The sequence below is a fragment of the Haladaptatus halobius genome (assembly GCF_020618475.1).
Lineage (GTDB): Archaea > Halobacteriota > Halobacteria > Halobacteriales > Haladaptataceae > Haladaptatus > Haladaptatus halobius.
Window position 1 is genome coordinate 983,415 of the sequence record NZ_CP085336.1, and the last position, 15,398, is coordinate 998,812.

A 15,398-nucleotide genomic window follows, 5' to 3' on the forward strand; every position below is an offset into this window, starting at 1 on the left:
TGAGCCGAAACGGACGAGGTTAGGATACACTAACCGAGGAGTAGATCAGTTGGTTGCCAAAGCGAGTACGAACCGGCTCCTAATACGAGAATTACGATGGATCCAACAAGGACAATGAGATTCTTCCAATCCGGGCCAACGTACAGGATCGCAACGAGCATCACGGGGAGCAACAACACAGCCGCGATTCGATCACCAATTCCGAACAGGAGCATCACGACCGCTGCGATTTCGAGCAACCCTGCCACGATGACCATCACTGCTGGCATCGGAATTCCGTAAGCATCGAAAAACGCGACTGAATTACTGTAAGTAACGAATTTACTCAGTGCTGGTTTCGCAACTAGAGCGGCGAGAACAAGACGGAGTGTGGTGAGAACCCAGGCGGGAGCCAACTGATGGAGTGACCGAATGCTATCAACACGTCGTTCGACCATAGTAGGTAGTCATAAAGATCCGAAATAAGCATAAGCGAAGGGCAAACGAATGAAGTTGTGTTTGCTAACTCCCTTAGGAACTAATAGTAACTGTGGAATGATTGTCTAATAGCACTACACTAATCACGCTTCACTTGCTACCGACAGGGACGAATGAGTAACACAAAACAAGAAGGATGTGTTGCTTCGTGGTGTGCCGACGACGAATGGTGTACCGTCACGTGCACAGCCCATCTCATCGGGAAAAAGTGGCATCCTGTTATCGTCCATCGACTACTCGAACATGGGCCGCTCGGATTCAACGTTCTCAAGGCGGAGATCGACGTGATCTCCAGTACGGTGCTCTCGAGCAGCCTTGAGGATTTAGAAGATAATGGACTGGTGAATCGCGCCATCGTGAGCGAGAAACCGTTCCGTGTCGAGTACTCGCTCACCGAGCAAGGAGCGTCGCTCGAACCGATAATCACTGCGATGGACGCGTGGGGGGAACGCTATCTCGAAGATCAGTAAATGTGACTCTTCCAAAAAGACCGTACAAAGGAGATCATTCCGATGAGCAAGACATCCCCGACTAACGAAACAACCATCGAAACGGACGTCGTCATCGTTGGAGCCGGGCCTGCCGGCTGTGTTCTCGGCTATCTGCTGGCGCGAAGTGGGGTCGAGACTGTCCTGCTCGAACGGCAGCAGAGTCTCGAACGTGAGTTCCGCGGCTTTCTGTTCCAACCGTTGATACTGCGCGTGTTCGACCAAATGGGCGTGTTGGATCGGGTTCTCACGCTGGAACACACGAAGGTTCGCGATATCGCAGTTGACGTCTATGATCGATCCTATCCGATTATGTCCCTCGAGGCAGCGCCTGGTCCGTACAATTACGCCTTGTTAATGGAGCAGCCACCGTTGCTTCAGGTACTTATCGATGCAGCGTCACAGTTCGACTCGTTTTCCTACCGTAATGGAACGGCAGCAACGGATCTGCTCTGTGAAGGGAATCAAGTCATCGGTGTCGAAGCCACCGACCGGGAACACGACGAATCCATTACAATTCGCAACCGTCTCGTTGTTGGTGCTGACGGCCGATATTCGACGGTTCGGAAGGCGGCTGGTATCGATCCCGGACTGTTCGAGTCCACCCTCGAACTACTCTGGTTCAAACTCCCTGCAACGGTTATTGAGGACCCGGTGTTGGCGAAAGTCGGCACCTCCGGTGCACTGCTCTCCTTCGGGCTTGGGAGGGACGAGGCACAATTGGGCTGGCCCATCGAAAAGGGATCGTACCCGCAAGTAAAAGAACAAGGTATCGGACAGTTACACGAGCAACTCGTCGCCATCGATCCGAGTCTTGCCACTATCCTTCCGGAGTATCTCACTGATTTCCAGCAGTGTTCGCTGTTGCACATCGAACCAGGTATCAGCCATGAATGGAGACAAAATGGACTGTTGCTCGTCGGTGATGCTGCCCACGTTGCGTCCCCCGTGGGTGGCCAAGGGAATGGAATGGCGATCCAGGATGTAGTGGTCGCCCATTCGGTGATCATGACTGCACTGAATCAGACTACGGGATTGATCCCGGCGGAAACGCTCAGGCGGTATGAATCCATTCGGCGACCGGCAGTCAAAGAGGTTGTGAGATTCCAACGACGAGCCGAGCGACCGTTCTCTACGTTCGTCAAATACGGCGATGTCGTCCCAGATGGGATGAAACGCCCGCTACTGCGGTCACTCTTCTGGGGAATCTCTCGTACTCCGCTCCCAAAACAGGCACGAGACACATTCATGTGGGGTCCAGCGCCGGTCGATGTCGATACGAGCTATTTGATGGACGTCTCTCAAGAGAAGTGAAGACTATCAACACTGCCCACGACGGAGGTATCCCGACAGTCGTTATACCTCCAAAGCAGCAAACGATGGATCTTCCTCGAATCAACCGTGGTTTCTCTCGTTCGTTTCACTTCTGCCGATGTCCTGGTACCACTCTCTCGTTGGAACCATAGTCATCGTCAACCGAATGACGCCAAACTGGACTCGGTATACTGTCCTAACTCCTCCTCAATGTCCGGCTCACGCCACCCAAGCGGCGATAACATACTCGCTGCCGCACGAACCAATACCTCTCGATAAAACCCAATATCATACTCGTCCAGCTCCTCACTTGCCAACATCACTCGCTCACGCGAGCGCTTTGCACCGTCGACTACCACATACAATATCTTTTGACCGGGCGACCGCTTCTGCTGCGACCATCTCGTTCGCCGTTCGTGGTTTGCCAGTGGTATTGTTAACGTCAGCACGCGTATACTGTGGCTCGTCATTCGTGCTTGTACAACCACTAAGAACGATTGTTGATCCACTACCAATGAAGGACAGAAAGTGCCGCCGGGAAAACTGTTGCGAGCGAACTTTCACCCGTGACTTGCCCCCTGGTACACTGTTAGTCATCATACTGCGAATAGAGGGGCGGCATACATTTCAATATGACTTTTCAACAGTGGACTACTGCGTTTTTCTTTGAGATACCAGACTCAAGAAGAGGAGTAATAATCGATCAAGACTTTTTCTTGTGTTCTATGCCAACGCTCTTTGTCCCGTCGCACTAGTTTCGTGCCATGCGTTCTACTGAAAGCGATAGCACGACAGAGTCAACCAGCACAGATGTCGCTCAACGACCGGGATCACGCAATCGAATTATAGACTGGATACTGGTCGAGGGAAATCGGCTGATCATCACGATCGGTGGCTCTACACTGATTTTCGTGCTATTACTCATCCTCTCTCGCTTTGGTGTAATCGCATTCACAAATGAAGATTCAGTCACACGAATGGCGAGTGGAATGATTGCTGGCACCTTCTCACTAGTTACCCTCGTCGTCTCGGTCAACCAACTCATTCTTTCCCAAGAGTTCTCCCCAGCTGGCGATTTCCGCGATCGTCTGGACGGTGTTAGAGAATTCCGTCAAGATATCGAGGAGACGTCTGGTGTACCAGCGGCTCCAGCCGCCCCTTCCCGACTTCTCACATTGCTTGCCACGGCTATTCAACACCGTGCCAATGCCCTTGCCACCGCTTTGGACGACCATGATGATGAAGAGTATCAAACACAGGCAGTTCGGTTCGCTAATGGCGTTGCAGCTAGCACAGAGCAGATCGACGAGTCACTGGATCAGACCGGAGAAACCGCGTTCGATACGATCTCAACTGCGATCAGGTACGATAATGTCTGGCAGCTCTATGCAGCAAAACATCTCCGCAATGGCGCTCCCTCGCTCTCGGACGGAACTATACAGAAGTTCGATGATTTGGTCGAACTACTCCAGTTATTTAGCGTTGCACAGGAGCACTTCAAGACGATATATCTCCAACAAGAGCTCACGCGGTTCTCACAACTGACGATCTACTACGGTATACCAGCAGTGCTTGCTGCGGTGCTTATCACAATTCTCTATGGTGATTTCGGTGGTGCAACGATCAATATTCTGTACCTCCCATATGTAACGTCATTCCTTGCAACCCTTGTATTTGTCCCACTTGTCTTACTCGCTGCCTATATCCTTCGAACAACAACACTAACTCGACGGTCAGCTGCAATCGGGCCAATTCTTCCCGAAAAGGATCCTAGTGAGGGGCCGTTCGAAGTGTCGTACGATAATACCGAATGATCCAGAGAGGACCAGAAGCCACATTTCAGACGGTAGGAACCAACAATATCCAAGATAGAGGGACAACAGATATAGCAGAAAAATTTTCGCGAAATGTGGTACGTACTTCTCGTTCACTACTGAATCACATGGTGGTTGCTCGTTTAGGCTATCGGAAGTCACGACCCACTCCGGGTGTGCGTACAAGAACGGCGGGTATCGTGTGAGTTCGAGATCAAACGCAAGCGTGTCTCCGAGTGTATCCCGGACGACAGTCGGGTAGCACAACTCGAAACAAAAGCTGGTGCGAGGTGCATTCGTTCGCGTCAATGACGTGGGGAGCGAGAGACACGTCGGAGGGCGGTGTGCGGCTCCCGAATAGGGGAGATACGAATTGGTTCCACCAAAGAAATAGCCGATGACTTCTCCGCTCTGGGTGAGCCAGACGCGAATCGAGAGGTGGTCATCGAATTCTCCGCCATTAGCTAGATTGCGATTCAATTCCGTCTCCGGGTTCTGTGCTCCTTCTGTTGTTTTGTGCGTGTGGATCGAGAGACAGAGACACTTCCCAGGAGTCTCACTCCAGTTTGTCAGGCGCTCACAATCCCGATATTTCTCACCTGGCTCGAACGTAAGCGATCCGGACTCAGGAACGCGAATCACCCCATTCTGGCCGTCAATCCATAAATCGAGTCCAGCCGAGTTTCGTCCATTAGACGCGTGTGCACTCACTGGATTCATCGCTGTCTCACATCTTCAGAACTCGCTTGATTAAGAGCCCTCAGAAAATCGCATCTGTCTCCGGTTACACCATCAGCATCTCCTGAAACTTGCGGATCACAATGTGCTTGAGTATGACGCTCGAAATGAGACCGTTCGCTACCGAGGTGGAACACGGCTTGAAGCGATTCTTGCACTCGCTGCTTCCTACGAGCGTACCTAACCGGAATCTTCTATCTGGTTCTGAGGGTGTATCTTTGAGTGATATGTGACGGTGAAGAATGGCTCACATGGCCTTGGTGAAGTTTGCACCTTCCGTAGGCCGTTTCCGCCCTCAGAATATGGGTTACAGATTTCTAGGTCTCGTCGTCTTCCTCCGTAGTCGGGAGTTCTTCTTCAGTGCCAAAGATGAGAGTAAGTGGGTGGAGTTTTCGTCCTTCGAATGCGTCGAGTGTTTCGTCATCAAGATCTTTGATGAGTGCATTGACGCTTAGTGCGATCGTATTGGTCTGGTCATACGTTTCAACGCCGACATCCGTCAATTCTAACTCATGTCCATCCTGCAACTTGATCGTCAATTTCATCGTCAACTGAAATTTGGCCCTCTATGTAAAAATCAGCACCGCTTTTCAAACTCGCGTTGAACTCACCCGTATTGTTGCTAATAATTTAAATATTATTGCTAATTGAGTGAGAACCACCGCGTTGTATAGCCGGTGTAGCGAAGACTCCATCGTTGCTCAGGGCCGGACGTACCAATGCGAAGTTCGATCACGGCATCAAAGTCTGCTTCAAGCTCTCGGATCCACGGCGCATTTCGATCACCCGAGAGAAGATAATAGCCAACTGCACCCACGGCGCTCACAGCTTGCTGGATTGGACGCAAAAACGTGGCAACGTCGATGTTAGCGTCATCAAGAATCGGCCGAAGCGAATCAATGTAGAGCCGGAGATCAGCCACATCAGAATCTTCTGTGTCATGCTCGTATCTTGCGAGTGCCTGAATCAGTGCTACTCGAAGGTCGGACAGATCCCCTGCAATCTGAGTAATCTGGGTATTTTGGGCCTGTTGCTCTGAAGGATACTCACTCACCCCCGCCGATCTCACTGGTATTTGACAATCAAGAATTTCACCGGTGCTCGGGGTAGGCTGTCCTGGTGTTGCGTGCTGCTGGAGTGCCGCTGGCGAGCGGTCAAGTAACGCAAACAGATCGTATTGGGTCGGCTTTGGCTCTCCACTGAGGAATGAGCGTGCAGTGGTGAAGACGTCATCAGGGACGTCTCCAACCACGAGGACATTCCCACCATCTTGTTTCAGCTGGGCTAGTTCTGACTGCAGTGTGATTGTCCCGTCGCTTGAGACTGTGACAAAATACCCTTGGAATGCGAACGAGGCATAGCCCCCAGGTCGTGGCGTTCCGTCGACTTTCGGACGGAACAAGTTGGTGAGCGCGTCCGGATTGATGTGATCCGATAGTTGTTCCCGCAATGCACGCGGTTCAACCCCGACTTCATCGGCAACAGCCAGGACAACTTCTGTTCCTACATCCTCGGCTGCAGCATACTCATGAGCGACCCCATCTGAGTCAGATAGTGCTTCAGCAGAGAGCATAGCAGACGAGGCGACACCCGCACCGATCTGAGGAATGACGGGTTGATTCGTGATACTAATTTCACCTGTTTGTTGTACACGGACAGCGTGGTCACACCATGAAAACACGATCTCAGCGGGCGAGTGCTGTGCCCATTGAGTATCCCTCGAGAGAGGGTGAAAGACGTCACCGAGTGCGTCTGGGTCGATGACCCCGTAGAGGGGTGGGATTTCACGTGGATCTTTATCAAGTACAGTTGCCATCGTTTCACTTAGGCGCATACTTAGCGTCTTGTGGCCGTTCTCGTCGATGGAGGCCTGATGGCACTGATCTGGTTGAAAGAGGTCTTGAAGCTGGTGCTGCTCACTGGTCATTGGTGTATTACCTTCCCTTCGAAGCGTAAAAACTCCGTTGGCACGTGTGTCCCCATACAATGTAGTGAATAGAGAAACGATCGCAGTAGCTACTTTGATCAATTATTCCGAAGAAAGCACTATAAAATCAGGTGAGAGCAGAACATGTGGTGTTTTGACCATCTGGTTAGAGAGACTAAGACGATAGCACGACTGTGGATATCCACTGGTGTGGATTTCGGCTGGACGATACTCGTGGACACCCATTGGTGATGTTCCAGTGAGATTCGCCACACTGAAGGGAGAAAAAATGACACTTTGTAAGCACACCACGCACGACATCCCGGTCGACGCGCTCATGAAAGTACTCACAGACCCGTGTCGTCGCACAGTGCTCTCATATCTTCGAACGAAGGACACGGACATTGCTATACTCGACGAGCTAGCTGGCTACGTTCAGAACAACGTGGAGGCGATCAGGTCGCACTACCAGGCACAGATTGTCCTAGTACATCAGCATCTCCCGGCTCTCGCTGATCACCGCCTCATCGAGTACGACACACGGCATCAGACAATTCGGTATCGGGAGAGCACGGTGGGTGAAGCCTTCCTCAAGGTGACCGCCCAGGGTGAGTAAGACAAACATGATGCCTGCGGCGCTCGTTGGCGTGCCACAGGTAGAAACTCGTGTGTAAGGTCAAACCCAAGGATATCGTGGACATGCTCTCTAAAGGGCGCAGTTTCCCATCCTATACTAACCCATGCGCCCCACTGTTTTATCGACCGCCAACTGCTACTCGCACCTATGAGTGAATCAGACATGACACGGCTGTCAGTCGGCGACCGCGTGATTGACACCGAAGACGATGATCCAAACGTGGGGGTTGTCATCGCAAAACCATCGGAGCAGACGATAGCCGATTGGGAGTTCCAGACCAGCGAAGGTCCAATGACCACAGCGGAGATGAATCCAGAGTATCCAGCGGACACCCATTAGTGGCCGTTGCGTTCGAGACCGATTTGGATGCGGCGTGGGAAGGGTGGAGGGATGCCGAACCAAACACCGTATTTGAGGGCGTCCGCGAGCAGAGTGTGCGTCGCTACGGCTTTCCCTAACCCCGGCTTGCACCCACTGACGAGAGTGAAAGCAAAACGCGAGAAGATGCAGAGTCACTCGAGCAGCAAGCAGAACCACCGGAGCAATTCGCGCCAATTATCGAGCGACTTGAGCAGAATGAGTTTTCCGTAGCGTACGATACAGACGCACAGGAGCTACAGGTCGAGAAGTTCGGGGTCGAGCATACTATTGATCATGATGGGAACGTCGGAGGCGAAAGCGGAATCAAGAGCCGGGTTGAGTCGATTGTGAATCGTTTCCTCTAAATGCGGTCGAAGTATGAGGACGGCGAGTACGTCGCGACGGACCGTGTCTGGGAGATGGCGCCTGGCATTGACCGTCCGTAACTACCCTCGTTCTTTCCATCGATAGAGATAGTATTAATTGAGAATACATCGAAAGAAAGGATTGACAGACATGTACGACCGCACTATCGATTGGGAATCATTTTGGACAAATGATCTCCCATTATTCGATCAAGAACTCATGTATGACCGAGCTCATGAGGCAGCAGACCTTCTCACTGACTTGTATGTGCTCCGCGACAGTGACGGCACCGTTCATGCCCACTTCGAGACAGCAGCCGACATCTTCACCGACGCGAGTGCCTACCCGAGCAGGGGCGATCGGAACGTGAAGCCGCCGGTGATCCCCGAGTACGAAATGGACGGCGACCTCGATGCGGTGGAATGGAATGTGATCGTCGTCCCGCCGGAGACGCAGACGCCGATGGATATCCGGTTGTACGAAGGCGAGACACAGACGCCGCTGACGGATCTGGTAGACGATGTATCCGGTTATCAGCCGAAATCGAATGGCGAGAATACCGATGACTCAGTCACAGACGGCGTGAGAGACGAGCGTGAGACGGACAGCAGAAACGATGTGAGCACCGAACGAGAGGGAAGCGCAGCGCCGACTGTCGAGAACGTGAGCAGCGAAAGCGATACGAACACGGATGAGGAGGAGAGTACCGAGTCGGAAAGTGGGTTTGGCGTGCTATGATAGCTTTGTGTCGGCCTCTACGAGGATTTGTCCGACTTGTTCTTGCGTCTTGTCGTCCTGTGCATCGGTGATAACTTCTAAGATGTCGATGATAATCTGCCGCCGCTGGCGGGTTTCTGTTTTGAGGTCTTCGATCCGATTTTCAAGCATCGTTACTCGTGTGGCGGTCTGCGCGGTTTCTGGCGGCGAGAGCACGTCGTCATGCTCTTCGATAAACGCCACTCCGTCGTCGGTGAGCTGCCACACGCGAGCACGTGAGCCACCTTGCCCAGTGTACATGCGATCCGGTTGTTGCTCAATGAGATTCCAGCGGGTGAGCAACTTGAGATGATGGTCGATACTTCCGGTGGGAACGTCGGCACGTTATCGAAGTGTTGACGTATCCAATGTGCCTTCGTCGGCCCGGTTGAGTGTAGCAAGCATTTTCCGGCGTTGGTCACCGAGTTTGTCTCGCATTTCATCGGGGGTTGGTGTGGAGTTATCAGAGTTCATAGTATACCTGCACCCAGCACTATTGAGGTAGTACGGCTTCAATATCAGGGCACTATACAGCTATATCGAGAAACCCCGATAGCTGTGCATGAAGCGGTAAACAACACCAAAAATAACGCCAGAGAGGAAATCCACAGTTCTATCAGAAACTGGAAAAGAGAGTGCGCGACACAACGCGGGGCGAATACGCCCCCCGAACAAAGTGAAAATCTAGGCGGGCGCCATAGATTGAGTGGCGAGTGCAACAGCAGCGAGGGGCTCCCAAACCTATCACGAAATTGAGGCTAGATGAAGTGACGTGAACAGGGCACCCCAACAAGCACATCGCAGGCGAGAAACCGACGAGCGAACAGCCCGTCAGCAGGCAGCTAGCGAGCAGTGGAGACAGTCCACCCTAGAACACGAGGAGAGAAGGGAGTGGAGTAAGTGCGTGGGACAGTCAGGCCATGCCGGACCCAGGGGAAAGAAACAGAGAGATGAGAAGGGGGACTGTCCAGCAGCGCGACTAGCGGAGCAAACAACAAGTGCGCCGACCGAAGACAGGACAACAGTAGAGAGGACGAGTGCGAACCGAGGTGAGGCGGTGAACAGAAACGAGAGCGCTGGCGTCCAGGACAGCACGAAGACCGTAGCAACCACGGCAAGCGAGAAGCAGTGTATCACGGCCTGAGCAGCACGGCCAACAATGGGACAGCTGACAACGTGAGTGAAACCACACCAGATTTCCTGAGAACCATCACGAGCAGCAAGACCCCGGACACCGAGTGACGAACCACGGAAAGCGTGATGATGCGACCACACCGGATAGTCACCAGGCGTGATGACGCCGGACAGTCCACCTCTGGCGGAACAGGACCCGAGGACGCAGAACGGCCAGTATGGGGGGTGCCAGTCCATGCACACGAAGAAAGGGGCGCCGACGAGCGACACACCTCCACTAACAGCGTGATGCAGTGGCCGGGTGCCAACGCCAGCACGCACTGACTGGGTGCCGTGTGACGGCATGATCTGGGTGCCGACCCCGAGCGCACTACTGGGGTGCCAGTCTGTGCAATACACCACAGTTTCAGTGAGAGCAACATCGACAACCAAGGCTCCAACACGTGGGACTGTCCACGAGCGACAGACTGCCATGTGCGCCGGCACTACCGCGACAGCACAGGGGGACTGCTAGTAACGAGCTCCGTTGCAGTGGGACCGTCACTAGAGAGCGTGATGGGCACGAGAGACGGTGAAACGCCTGCAAGCAGCCAGATTACTACGGAAATCTAGTGTCCTCTGACTACGGGAAAATGGACTGTCCACCGGCTACAGCAGCCTGACTTTCCCACCGGTGTCAGCAGTGGTCCATTTGGGCGAGGCGGTCCGTTGCGGAGCGTTCGGCGTGCTTCTAGTCGCTCAATTCTCAGCCGGGTGCCATAGAACAGTATCCACCGAACCTAACTCTGCCCGGCTTCCTGTTGCGGCGGTAGATGGCGAGAGATCACTGTGAATGACATACTCTCTGCCTTCGTGTTTGGTTGGATTCCTACCAGTCATTCCTTTGATCGGTAAGGCTGATCGAAGGTACTCAAAAAGACACTGTTTACCAATCACATTCATAATAGAACGATGATTGGCGACTCAACTGACTCGGATTAACCGACAGTCTTCACTCTGCTTTAAGAGCGCCAGTCTAGACTTCTGCAGGCACGTGGAAGGTTAGAATGTAGGAGGACGCACGAAGTATGACTGTAGTACTGGCTTCGCGGGGATTTCCTGGCTTACACCTGCATTATTTAGCGAGCATTTTCAACCGTGTAATTCCGAATATTTGGAAGCTCCCACCCATATCGGACCGCAATAAGTCTCGTACCGACAGTCATCACTGCACACCCACTGGCCGCGAGAGCTCCTGCCCCAAAACTCATTAAAATTAACCAATAAGTACATCCCCCAAACACCGCACAGCTCGCATAGAAATCTTGTAGCAGAATAAACGGGGGACGGTCTAGCAGAATATCAGCGAATGCACCGCCACCGACAGCATTTATCGTCGCAAGAGCGACCACCCCAAATGGAGATACTCCAACAGTAGTCGCGACGATTGCACCCGTTGTCGCGAACGCACCGAGTCCAATCGCGTCGGCAGTGAGGGAGAACGGATGCTGGTCAGGATCCTGAAGGAAAGTTGAGAGAGCAACCGCTAGAATTACCCCTATCACCCCAAACCCAATATTAGAGAATGTCTGAAGTGAGAGCGGGATTCGCATTACAAGGAGATCCCGCGTTGTTCCCCCACCGAACGCAGTCACGAGCCCAACAACAGTAACACCAAACGGGTCGAAGCCTTCTCGAATGGCCTTACTGGCACCAACGAGCGCGAAGGCGACCAATCCAATAGCATTTGCAACCCAGAATAGCGGGTTATTTAGCATCAGCTATTACCGGTTCGATGCGCAGAGCTTGTGGTTGAATCTGTCGTTTGGAACCGAGCTATTGCTCGGCGCATCGTGTCTCGACTAACGAGTGTAAACCCCGTCGCGACGGCAAGGAATCCAATAATGGTCGTCGTATCAATCGTCTGGTTGAGGAGCAGAACTGATACGAGTGTCGCTGCAACTGGTTCCAAATACGCCACAAGTGTTGTTTCTGTCGCTCCAACCTGCCGCACCAACCGGAAGTACAGGAGGTAGCCACCAGCACCGGCGATTAGTGTAATATATAGCAACGAGGCGAGCGCGATTGGGGAGAGAGACTGGACGTTCGGAATCGATTCACCGCGAAGAATACCTCCGCAGAACAATAGTGCCGCCCCAACTAGCATCGCCCATCCTTGGAGGACTTCCGCTGTTAGTTCTTCATCTTCATCAAACAACTGGAATATAACAGAACCAACTGCGAACAGTATCGTTCCCAGGAAAACCAATCCAACGCCGAGAGCTGTCGACGAAAGAGATGCAGTACTAACTGAGGGTTGTGAGAGGATCAAGACACCACTTAGACCAAGACAGAACCCGATACCGTCAAGGAGGCCTCGTGATTCACCGAGGATTGGGACTGCGACGAGGGCTGCTACGACTGGTGACATTGTGGTAACGACAGACGCAATCGCTCCCGAAATGTACAGTGTACCCAGATATAACCCCGCTTGATAGCTACCAAACATGAACCCGCCAACGATACCGATACTCCGTAGTTCACGAATGGTCTTTGGAAGTAGCCGATCTGTCACCATTTGTGCGTACCCGAGGACAATACAACCGGAAACAGCGTAACGAATACCCGCTGCACCCAGTGGCGGTAGCTGTGTCACTACAATATCGATTGCTGGGAAGCCCGCTCCCCAGAGAAAGCTCAGTCCAATGATGGCGAGACTTGCAGGGATGTGAAATCGTTGTTTGCTTGTCGCTTTCATATTGTGTTGTCTGTTGGTATTCGCTGGATTGGCAATAATAGGACGAATACGGCAGTTCTCCGAGCGGATTTCGGAGTCTCTGGAGTAGCTTCGAAATAGCTGCGAGAAATCTGATAAAGTTTGAAGCTGCTACGAATGTGAGTTATCAACACGCTATGGACGAGAAGGACATTCAAATCCTGAAATCGCTCGAAGAACTTGAGACCACGAGTACCGAATCGGTGAGCGAAGCGACGGGGATCCCGCTGTCGACGATCCACTATCGCCTCAACAAGCTCCGAGACGCTGGCGTCATCACAAACGATCGATTGGATCTTGATCTCGACGAATTCGGACTAGAGGTAACAATTCTTGTACAAGTGTTCACGAAAGACAATCAATCCCATTCTGAGAGTGGTCAGGTTATTGCTGGCATTGAGAGGGTTACAAAGGTCTTCTTCACGATGGGGGGCACAGACTTCATTGCATTAGCTCGGCTCCCCAATAGTGACAGTGTTGAGCGGCTTATCTCTGACTTCGAAGAACTTGACGAAGTTGCTCGAACTGATTCCATGTTCGTTATTGAGCGTGAACTCGACAGCCATTATCCACTCCAGCAGTATGCCGAGGAAACTCTCGTTGAGGAGATCGTGGAGTAGCCGAGTGGTCTATTGATTCTACTCATTAGGGATGAGACGACGGACGGTCTGCTCCGTCTTAGCGCATGTTCACAGTACCAGATACTCCCGAAATTCGGTGTGTTTCCGTGGAATTGTTCACGCTGCGAAAAGGGAACTGTCTGCCGTGCTGAGTGGGATGATTGTTCGAGATTACAACGGAAATGTGGTGTGGTAACAGTGGACTTTCCAGATGGCAGAAGCCGACTGTCCGCACTGCTGGGATTCACTTGAAAGACGGGGTGGTTCACACCGGGTGAGGTACTGTTTCAGCTGGCCGATTGTCCACAAGGTGCGAGAGTTTGTAGGGAGGTGATGTGCTACTGGGTTGGTAGGTACGGGCGAGGTGGTTATCGAGAAGACGGTGTATTCGGTCGATCCAGACTGCTTGAAGAGTCCTGGTATATGTTACCATCTGTCTCCTAAAAACTATTAACACACTATCTCTCATCAGAGGATATGCCCAGCTCGTCACCTTCGCACCCAGAGCCACCGATACGCACCGCCTCTTCAGACACCGAGTCGATCACCGCTGCCGTGGTAACGGCAGTGACCGAAATCAACGACACGAAGCCTGCGACTCCTCTTTATGAGGCTATCAATCCTGATGCACTCGAAACTCTCTATCAGCACAGCTCGCCAGAAGTGAGCTTCGAATATATTAGCTATCACGTCACGATTCATTCTGATCGAACTGTTACTGTGTCCGACCTGGATTCATAGGACATCGCTATCATCAGTCAAACCAGAAGTACCGAATTCTAGAAGCCATTGCTCTTCAATCAGACGGTACAGCACGCCAAGCAGTAAGATGATGGGGTATAGAAGATCGGCAAACTGGTACCAACAGCCGCTACTCCAACTGAGACGTCTCCTGCTCCGTGGGCCCAGCCGTCACCAGCATCTGGTCGAGTAGCACGTCAACCTGTGATGGGGCAGTATAGGTGGCTTGCTGGGCGGACTGATCATACTCTATTATCCCTGTCTCTGCGAGTTTCGGAAGATGAATGTGATGCAATGCAATCTCTGTGTCCGTGGTTCCAGTCGACGGGTAGCGGTCGTCACTCTGTGTCACCTCCGTCACTAACGTAGAGATAGGCATGGGAGCCTCTGTGTCGCGAAGACACTGGAGGAGAACTCGACGCCGGTGATCGGCGAGGAGCTTATATAACAGGGATATCTGTCCTGTTGTGGTGCCACGATCGCCAATCTGGTATCTCTCCTCGTGCATACTCGCACCTCGATTGGCTTCACATATAGTCATTTTGTATAATTATATTTATAGATTGTGGAATGCACACAGAGAGACGCGAATTATCGTTCTGTGACAGAGTCACTGTGTGATTCCAGCACCGTTCGTCTTCAAAATTGTGAAATACGCAATTGGAAGAGTTGAAACTCAGCTCTCACGCCGCTCCTCTGCCGTTTCCTCACTGAAGTGGAAATGGTCGAACGGCTGGATATGCCGCTCGCGCATGATCTCGGAACTCTCAATCGTGAGGCCTGAGTCGTGCAGCGTGTCCGTGATGCGTGTGATATCTTGGCTACTCGTCCCAACCACTTCCACGTAGATGTTCCGTTTTCCGACAAGCATCTCACGCACATCGACCACGCCCTGCACAGCAAGCATCTTCTGGACAAATTCGGCTTGTTTGGTTGCTGGCGCGGTACACACGAACAGTACGCGGAGCGGAAGGTTGGCGGCTTCATAGTCGATCTCGGGATGATAGCCCTTGATAATGCCGTCTTCTTCGAGTTGCGAAATCCGGTTCCGGACAGTGCTCGCGGAGACACCGACTGTTTCGGCAATCTCTTCCGTGGTTGTATTCCGTGCGTCTCGCTGGAGATGATACAAAATACCCTGATCAACGTTGTCGAGTCCTCGGCTCATACGCGATAACAGGTGGAGTGGGCGTAAATAGTCTGTGAGAAACTGAGTGAACCTCCAACCAACCCCGTTCAAGTGATTCACTCACTTCCTCAAACAATGACTA

17 protein-coding genes are annotated in these 15,398 nt (G+C 52.3%); 9 read left to right on the forward strand and 8 right to left on the reverse strand.

What is annotated here, in order from left to right:
• Positions 1 to 29: 29 nt before the first annotated feature.
• Positions 30 to 437: a DoxX family protein gene (locus tag LIW51_RS21905; protein ID WP_227377156.1), complete on the reverse strand. Its 408-nt coding sequence runs from the start codon at positions 435 to 437 to the stop codon at positions 30 to 32.
• 153 nt (positions 438 to 590) lie between these two features.
• On the opposite strand from LIW51_RS21905, the gene LIW51_RS21910 reads away from it, so the two are divergent.
• The 4 genes from LIW51_RS21910 (at position 591) to LIW51_RS40015 (ending at position 5,015) form a co-directional block, all read left to right on the forward strand.
• A complete protein-coding gene (locus tag LIW51_RS21910; protein ID WP_227377158.1) occupies positions 591 to 947 on the forward strand; it encodes a winged helix-turn-helix transcriptional regulator in 357 nt (118 codons plus the stop codon).
• Positions 948 to 989: 42 nt separating this feature from the next.
• Positions 990 to 2,279 carry an FAD-dependent monooxygenase gene (locus LIW51_RS21915; protein ID WP_227377161.1) on the forward strand — a complete coding sequence of 430 codons (1,290 nt, stop codon included), beginning with the start codon at positions 990 to 992 and terminating at the stop codon, positions 2,277 to 2,279.
• A 764-nt stretch (positions 2,280 to 3,043) separates the two neighbouring features.
• Entirely contained in the window at positions 3,044 to 4,093 is a 1,050-nt protein-coding gene (locus LIW51_RS21920; RefSeq protein ID WP_227377163.1) for a DUF7972 family membrane protein, read from the forward strand.
• A 772-nt stretch (positions 4,094 to 4,865) separates the two neighbouring features.
• The gene (locus LIW51_RS40015) at positions 4,866 to 5,015 is read left to right on the forward strand and encodes a hypothetical protein (RefSeq protein WP_438267409.1); all 150 of its coding nucleotides are present in this window, start codon (positions 4,866 to 4,868) and stop codon (positions 5,013 to 5,015) included.
• Positions 5,016 to 5,148: 133 nt separating this feature from the next.
• On the opposite strand, the gene LIW51_RS21925 is transcribed toward LIW51_RS40015, so the two are convergent.
• Both LIW51_RS21925 and LIW51_RS21930 read right to left on the reverse strand, forming a co-directional pair.
• Positions 5,149 to 5,376: a hypothetical protein gene (locus LIW51_RS21925; RefSeq protein ID WP_227377165.1), complete on the reverse strand. Its 228-nt coding sequence runs from the start codon at positions 5,374 to 5,376 to the stop codon at positions 5,149 to 5,151.
• Positions 5,377 to 5,474: 98 nt separating this feature from the next.
• Entirely contained in the window at positions 5,475 to 6,758 is a 1,284-nt protein-coding gene (locus LIW51_RS21930) for a DUF7504 family protein (RefSeq protein WP_227377167.1), read from the reverse strand.
• A 289-nt stretch (positions 6,759 to 7,047) separates the two neighbouring features.
• Between LIW51_RS21930 and LIW51_RS21935 the strand changes: the two genes are divergently transcribed.
• The 3 genes from LIW51_RS21935 (at position 7,048) to LIW51_RS21945 (ending at position 8,859) form a co-directional block, all read left to right on the forward strand.
• Positions 7,048 to 7,374: a DUF7344 domain-containing protein gene (locus LIW51_RS21935; protein ID WP_227377169.1), complete on the forward strand. Its 327-nt coding sequence runs from the start codon at positions 7,048 to 7,050 to the stop codon at positions 7,372 to 7,374.
• 168 nt (positions 7,375 to 7,542) lie between these two features.
• On the forward strand, positions 7,543 to 7,734 hold the full coding sequence (locus LIW51_RS21940) for a hypothetical protein (RefSeq protein ID WP_227377171.1): 192 nt from the start codon (positions 7,543 to 7,545) through the stop codon (positions 7,732 to 7,734).
• A 537-nt stretch (positions 7,735 to 8,271) separates the two neighbouring features.
• The gene (locus LIW51_RS21945) at positions 8,272 to 8,859 is read left to right on the forward strand and encodes a hypothetical protein (RefSeq protein WP_227377173.1); all 588 of its coding nucleotides are present in this window, start codon (positions 8,272 to 8,274) and stop codon (positions 8,857 to 8,859) included.
• On the opposite strand, the gene LIW51_RS21950 is transcribed toward LIW51_RS21945, so the two are convergent.
• The 3 genes from LIW51_RS21950 to LIW51_RS21960 all read right to left on the reverse strand — a co-directional run bounded on the left by LIW51_RS21950 (position 8,854) and on the right by LIW51_RS21960 (position 12,748).
• Positions 8,854 to 9,105, reverse strand: coding sequence for a hypothetical protein (locus LIW51_RS21950; RefSeq protein ID WP_227377175.1), 252 nt, complete (start codon positions 9,103 to 9,105; stop codon positions 8,854 to 8,856). The two genes, LIW51_RS21945 and LIW51_RS21950, sit on opposite strands and share 6 nt — an antisense overlap.
• Before the next feature lie 2,024 nt (positions 9,106 to 11,129).
• The gene (locus tag LIW51_RS21955; RefSeq protein ID WP_227377177.1) at positions 11,130 to 11,768 is read right to left on the reverse strand and encodes a trimeric intracellular cation channel family protein; all 639 of its coding nucleotides are present in this window, start codon (positions 11,766 to 11,768) and stop codon (positions 11,130 to 11,132) included.
• Positions 11,768 to 12,748 (reverse strand): DMT family transporter, encoded by a 981-nt coding sequence (locus LIW51_RS21960; RefSeq protein ID WP_227377178.1) that lies wholly within the window; start codon positions 12,746 to 12,748, stop codon positions 11,768 to 11,770. The genes LIW51_RS21955 and LIW51_RS21960 overlap by 1 nt, the downstream gene beginning before the upstream one ends.
• A 155-nt stretch (positions 12,749 to 12,903) precedes the next feature.
• On the opposite strand from LIW51_RS21960, the gene LIW51_RS21965 reads away from it, so the two are divergent.
• Complete coding sequence (locus LIW51_RS21965) at positions 12,904 to 13,386, forward strand: Lrp/AsnC family transcriptional regulator (protein WP_227377180.1); 483 nt, start codon at positions 12,904 to 12,906, stop codon at positions 13,384 to 13,386.
• Between the two features lie 477 nt (positions 13,387 to 13,863).
• Complete coding sequence (locus LIW51_RS39385; RefSeq protein ID WP_227377181.1) at positions 13,864 to 14,127, forward strand: HalOD1 output domain-containing protein; 264 nt, start codon at positions 13,864 to 13,866, stop codon at positions 14,125 to 14,127.
• Positions 14,128 to 14,257: 130 nt separating this feature from the next.
• Here LIW51_RS39385 and LIW51_RS21975 read toward each other — a convergent pair whose 3' ends face one another.
• Both LIW51_RS21975 and LIW51_RS21980 read right to left on the reverse strand, forming a co-directional pair.
• Entirely contained in the window at positions 14,258 to 14,635 is a 378-nt protein-coding gene (locus tag LIW51_RS21975; protein WP_227377183.1) for a DUF7344 domain-containing protein, read from the reverse strand.
• Between the two features lie 168 nt (positions 14,636 to 14,803).
• Positions 14,804 to 15,295 (reverse strand): Lrp/AsnC family transcriptional regulator, encoded by a 492-nt coding sequence (locus LIW51_RS21980; RefSeq protein ID WP_227377185.1) that lies wholly within the window; start codon positions 15,293 to 15,295, stop codon positions 14,804 to 14,806.
• Between the last annotated feature and the right edge of the window lie 103 nt (positions 15,296 to 15,398).

Excerpts from the sequence above, each read along its gene's own strand:
- LIW51_RS21930 (WP_227377167.1), bottom strand. The coding sequence starts at position 6,758 with ATGACCAGTGAGCAGCACCAGCTTCAAGACCTCTTTCAACCAGATCAG.
- LIW51_RS21960 (WP_227377178.1), bottom strand. The coding sequence starts at position 12,748 with ATGAAAGCGACAAGCAAACAACGATTTCACATCCCTGCAAGTCTCGCC.
- LIW51_RS21920 (WP_227377163.1), top strand. The coding sequence starts at position 3,044 with ATGCGTTCTACTGAAAGCGATAGCACGACAGAGTCAACCAGCACAGAT.
- LIW51_RS21945 (WP_227377173.1), top strand. The coding sequence starts at position 8,272 with ATGTACGACCGCACTATCGATTGGGAATCATTTTGGACAAATGATCTC.
- LIW51_RS21925 (WP_227377165.1), bottom strand. The coding sequence starts at position 5,376 with ATGAAATTGACGATCAAGTTGCAGGATGGACATGAGTTAGAATTGACG.
- LIW51_RS21975 (WP_227377183.1), bottom strand. The coding sequence starts at position 14,635 with ATGCACGAGGAGAGATACCAGATTGGCGATCGTGGCACCACAACAGGA.
- LIW51_RS21955 (WP_227377177.1), bottom strand. The coding sequence starts at position 11,768 with ATGCTAAATAACCCGCTATTCTGGGTTGCAAATGCTATTGGATTGGTC.
- LIW51_RS21940 (WP_227377171.1), top strand. The coding sequence starts at position 7,543 with ATGAGTGAATCAGACATGACACGGCTGTCAGTCGGCGACCGCGTGATT.
- LIW51_RS39385 (WP_227377181.1), top strand. The coding sequence starts at position 13,864 with ATGCCCAGCTCGTCACCTTCGCACCCAGAGCCACCGATACGCACCGCC.
- LIW51_RS21980 (WP_227377185.1), bottom strand. The coding sequence starts at position 15,295 with ATGAGCCGAGGACTCGACAACGTTGATCAGGGTATTTTGTATCATCTC.
- LIW51_RS21935 (WP_227377169.1), top strand. The coding sequence starts at position 7,048 with ATGACACTTTGTAAGCACACCACGCACGACATCCCGGTCGACGCGCTC.
- LIW51_RS21910 (WP_227377158.1), top strand. The coding sequence starts at position 591 with ATGAGTAACACAAAACAAGAAGGATGTGTTGCTTCGTGGTGTGCCGAC.
- LIW51_RS21965 (WP_227377180.1), top strand. The coding sequence starts at position 12,904 with ATGGACGAGAAGGACATTCAAATCCTGAAATCGCTCGAAGAACTTGAG.
- LIW51_RS21905 (WP_227377156.1), bottom strand. The coding sequence starts at position 437 with ATGGTCGAACGACGTGTTGATAGCATTCGGTCACTCCATCAGTTGGCT.
- LIW51_RS21915 (WP_227377161.1), top strand. The coding sequence starts at position 990 with ATGAGCAAGACATCCCCGACTAACGAAACAACCATCGAAACGGACGTC.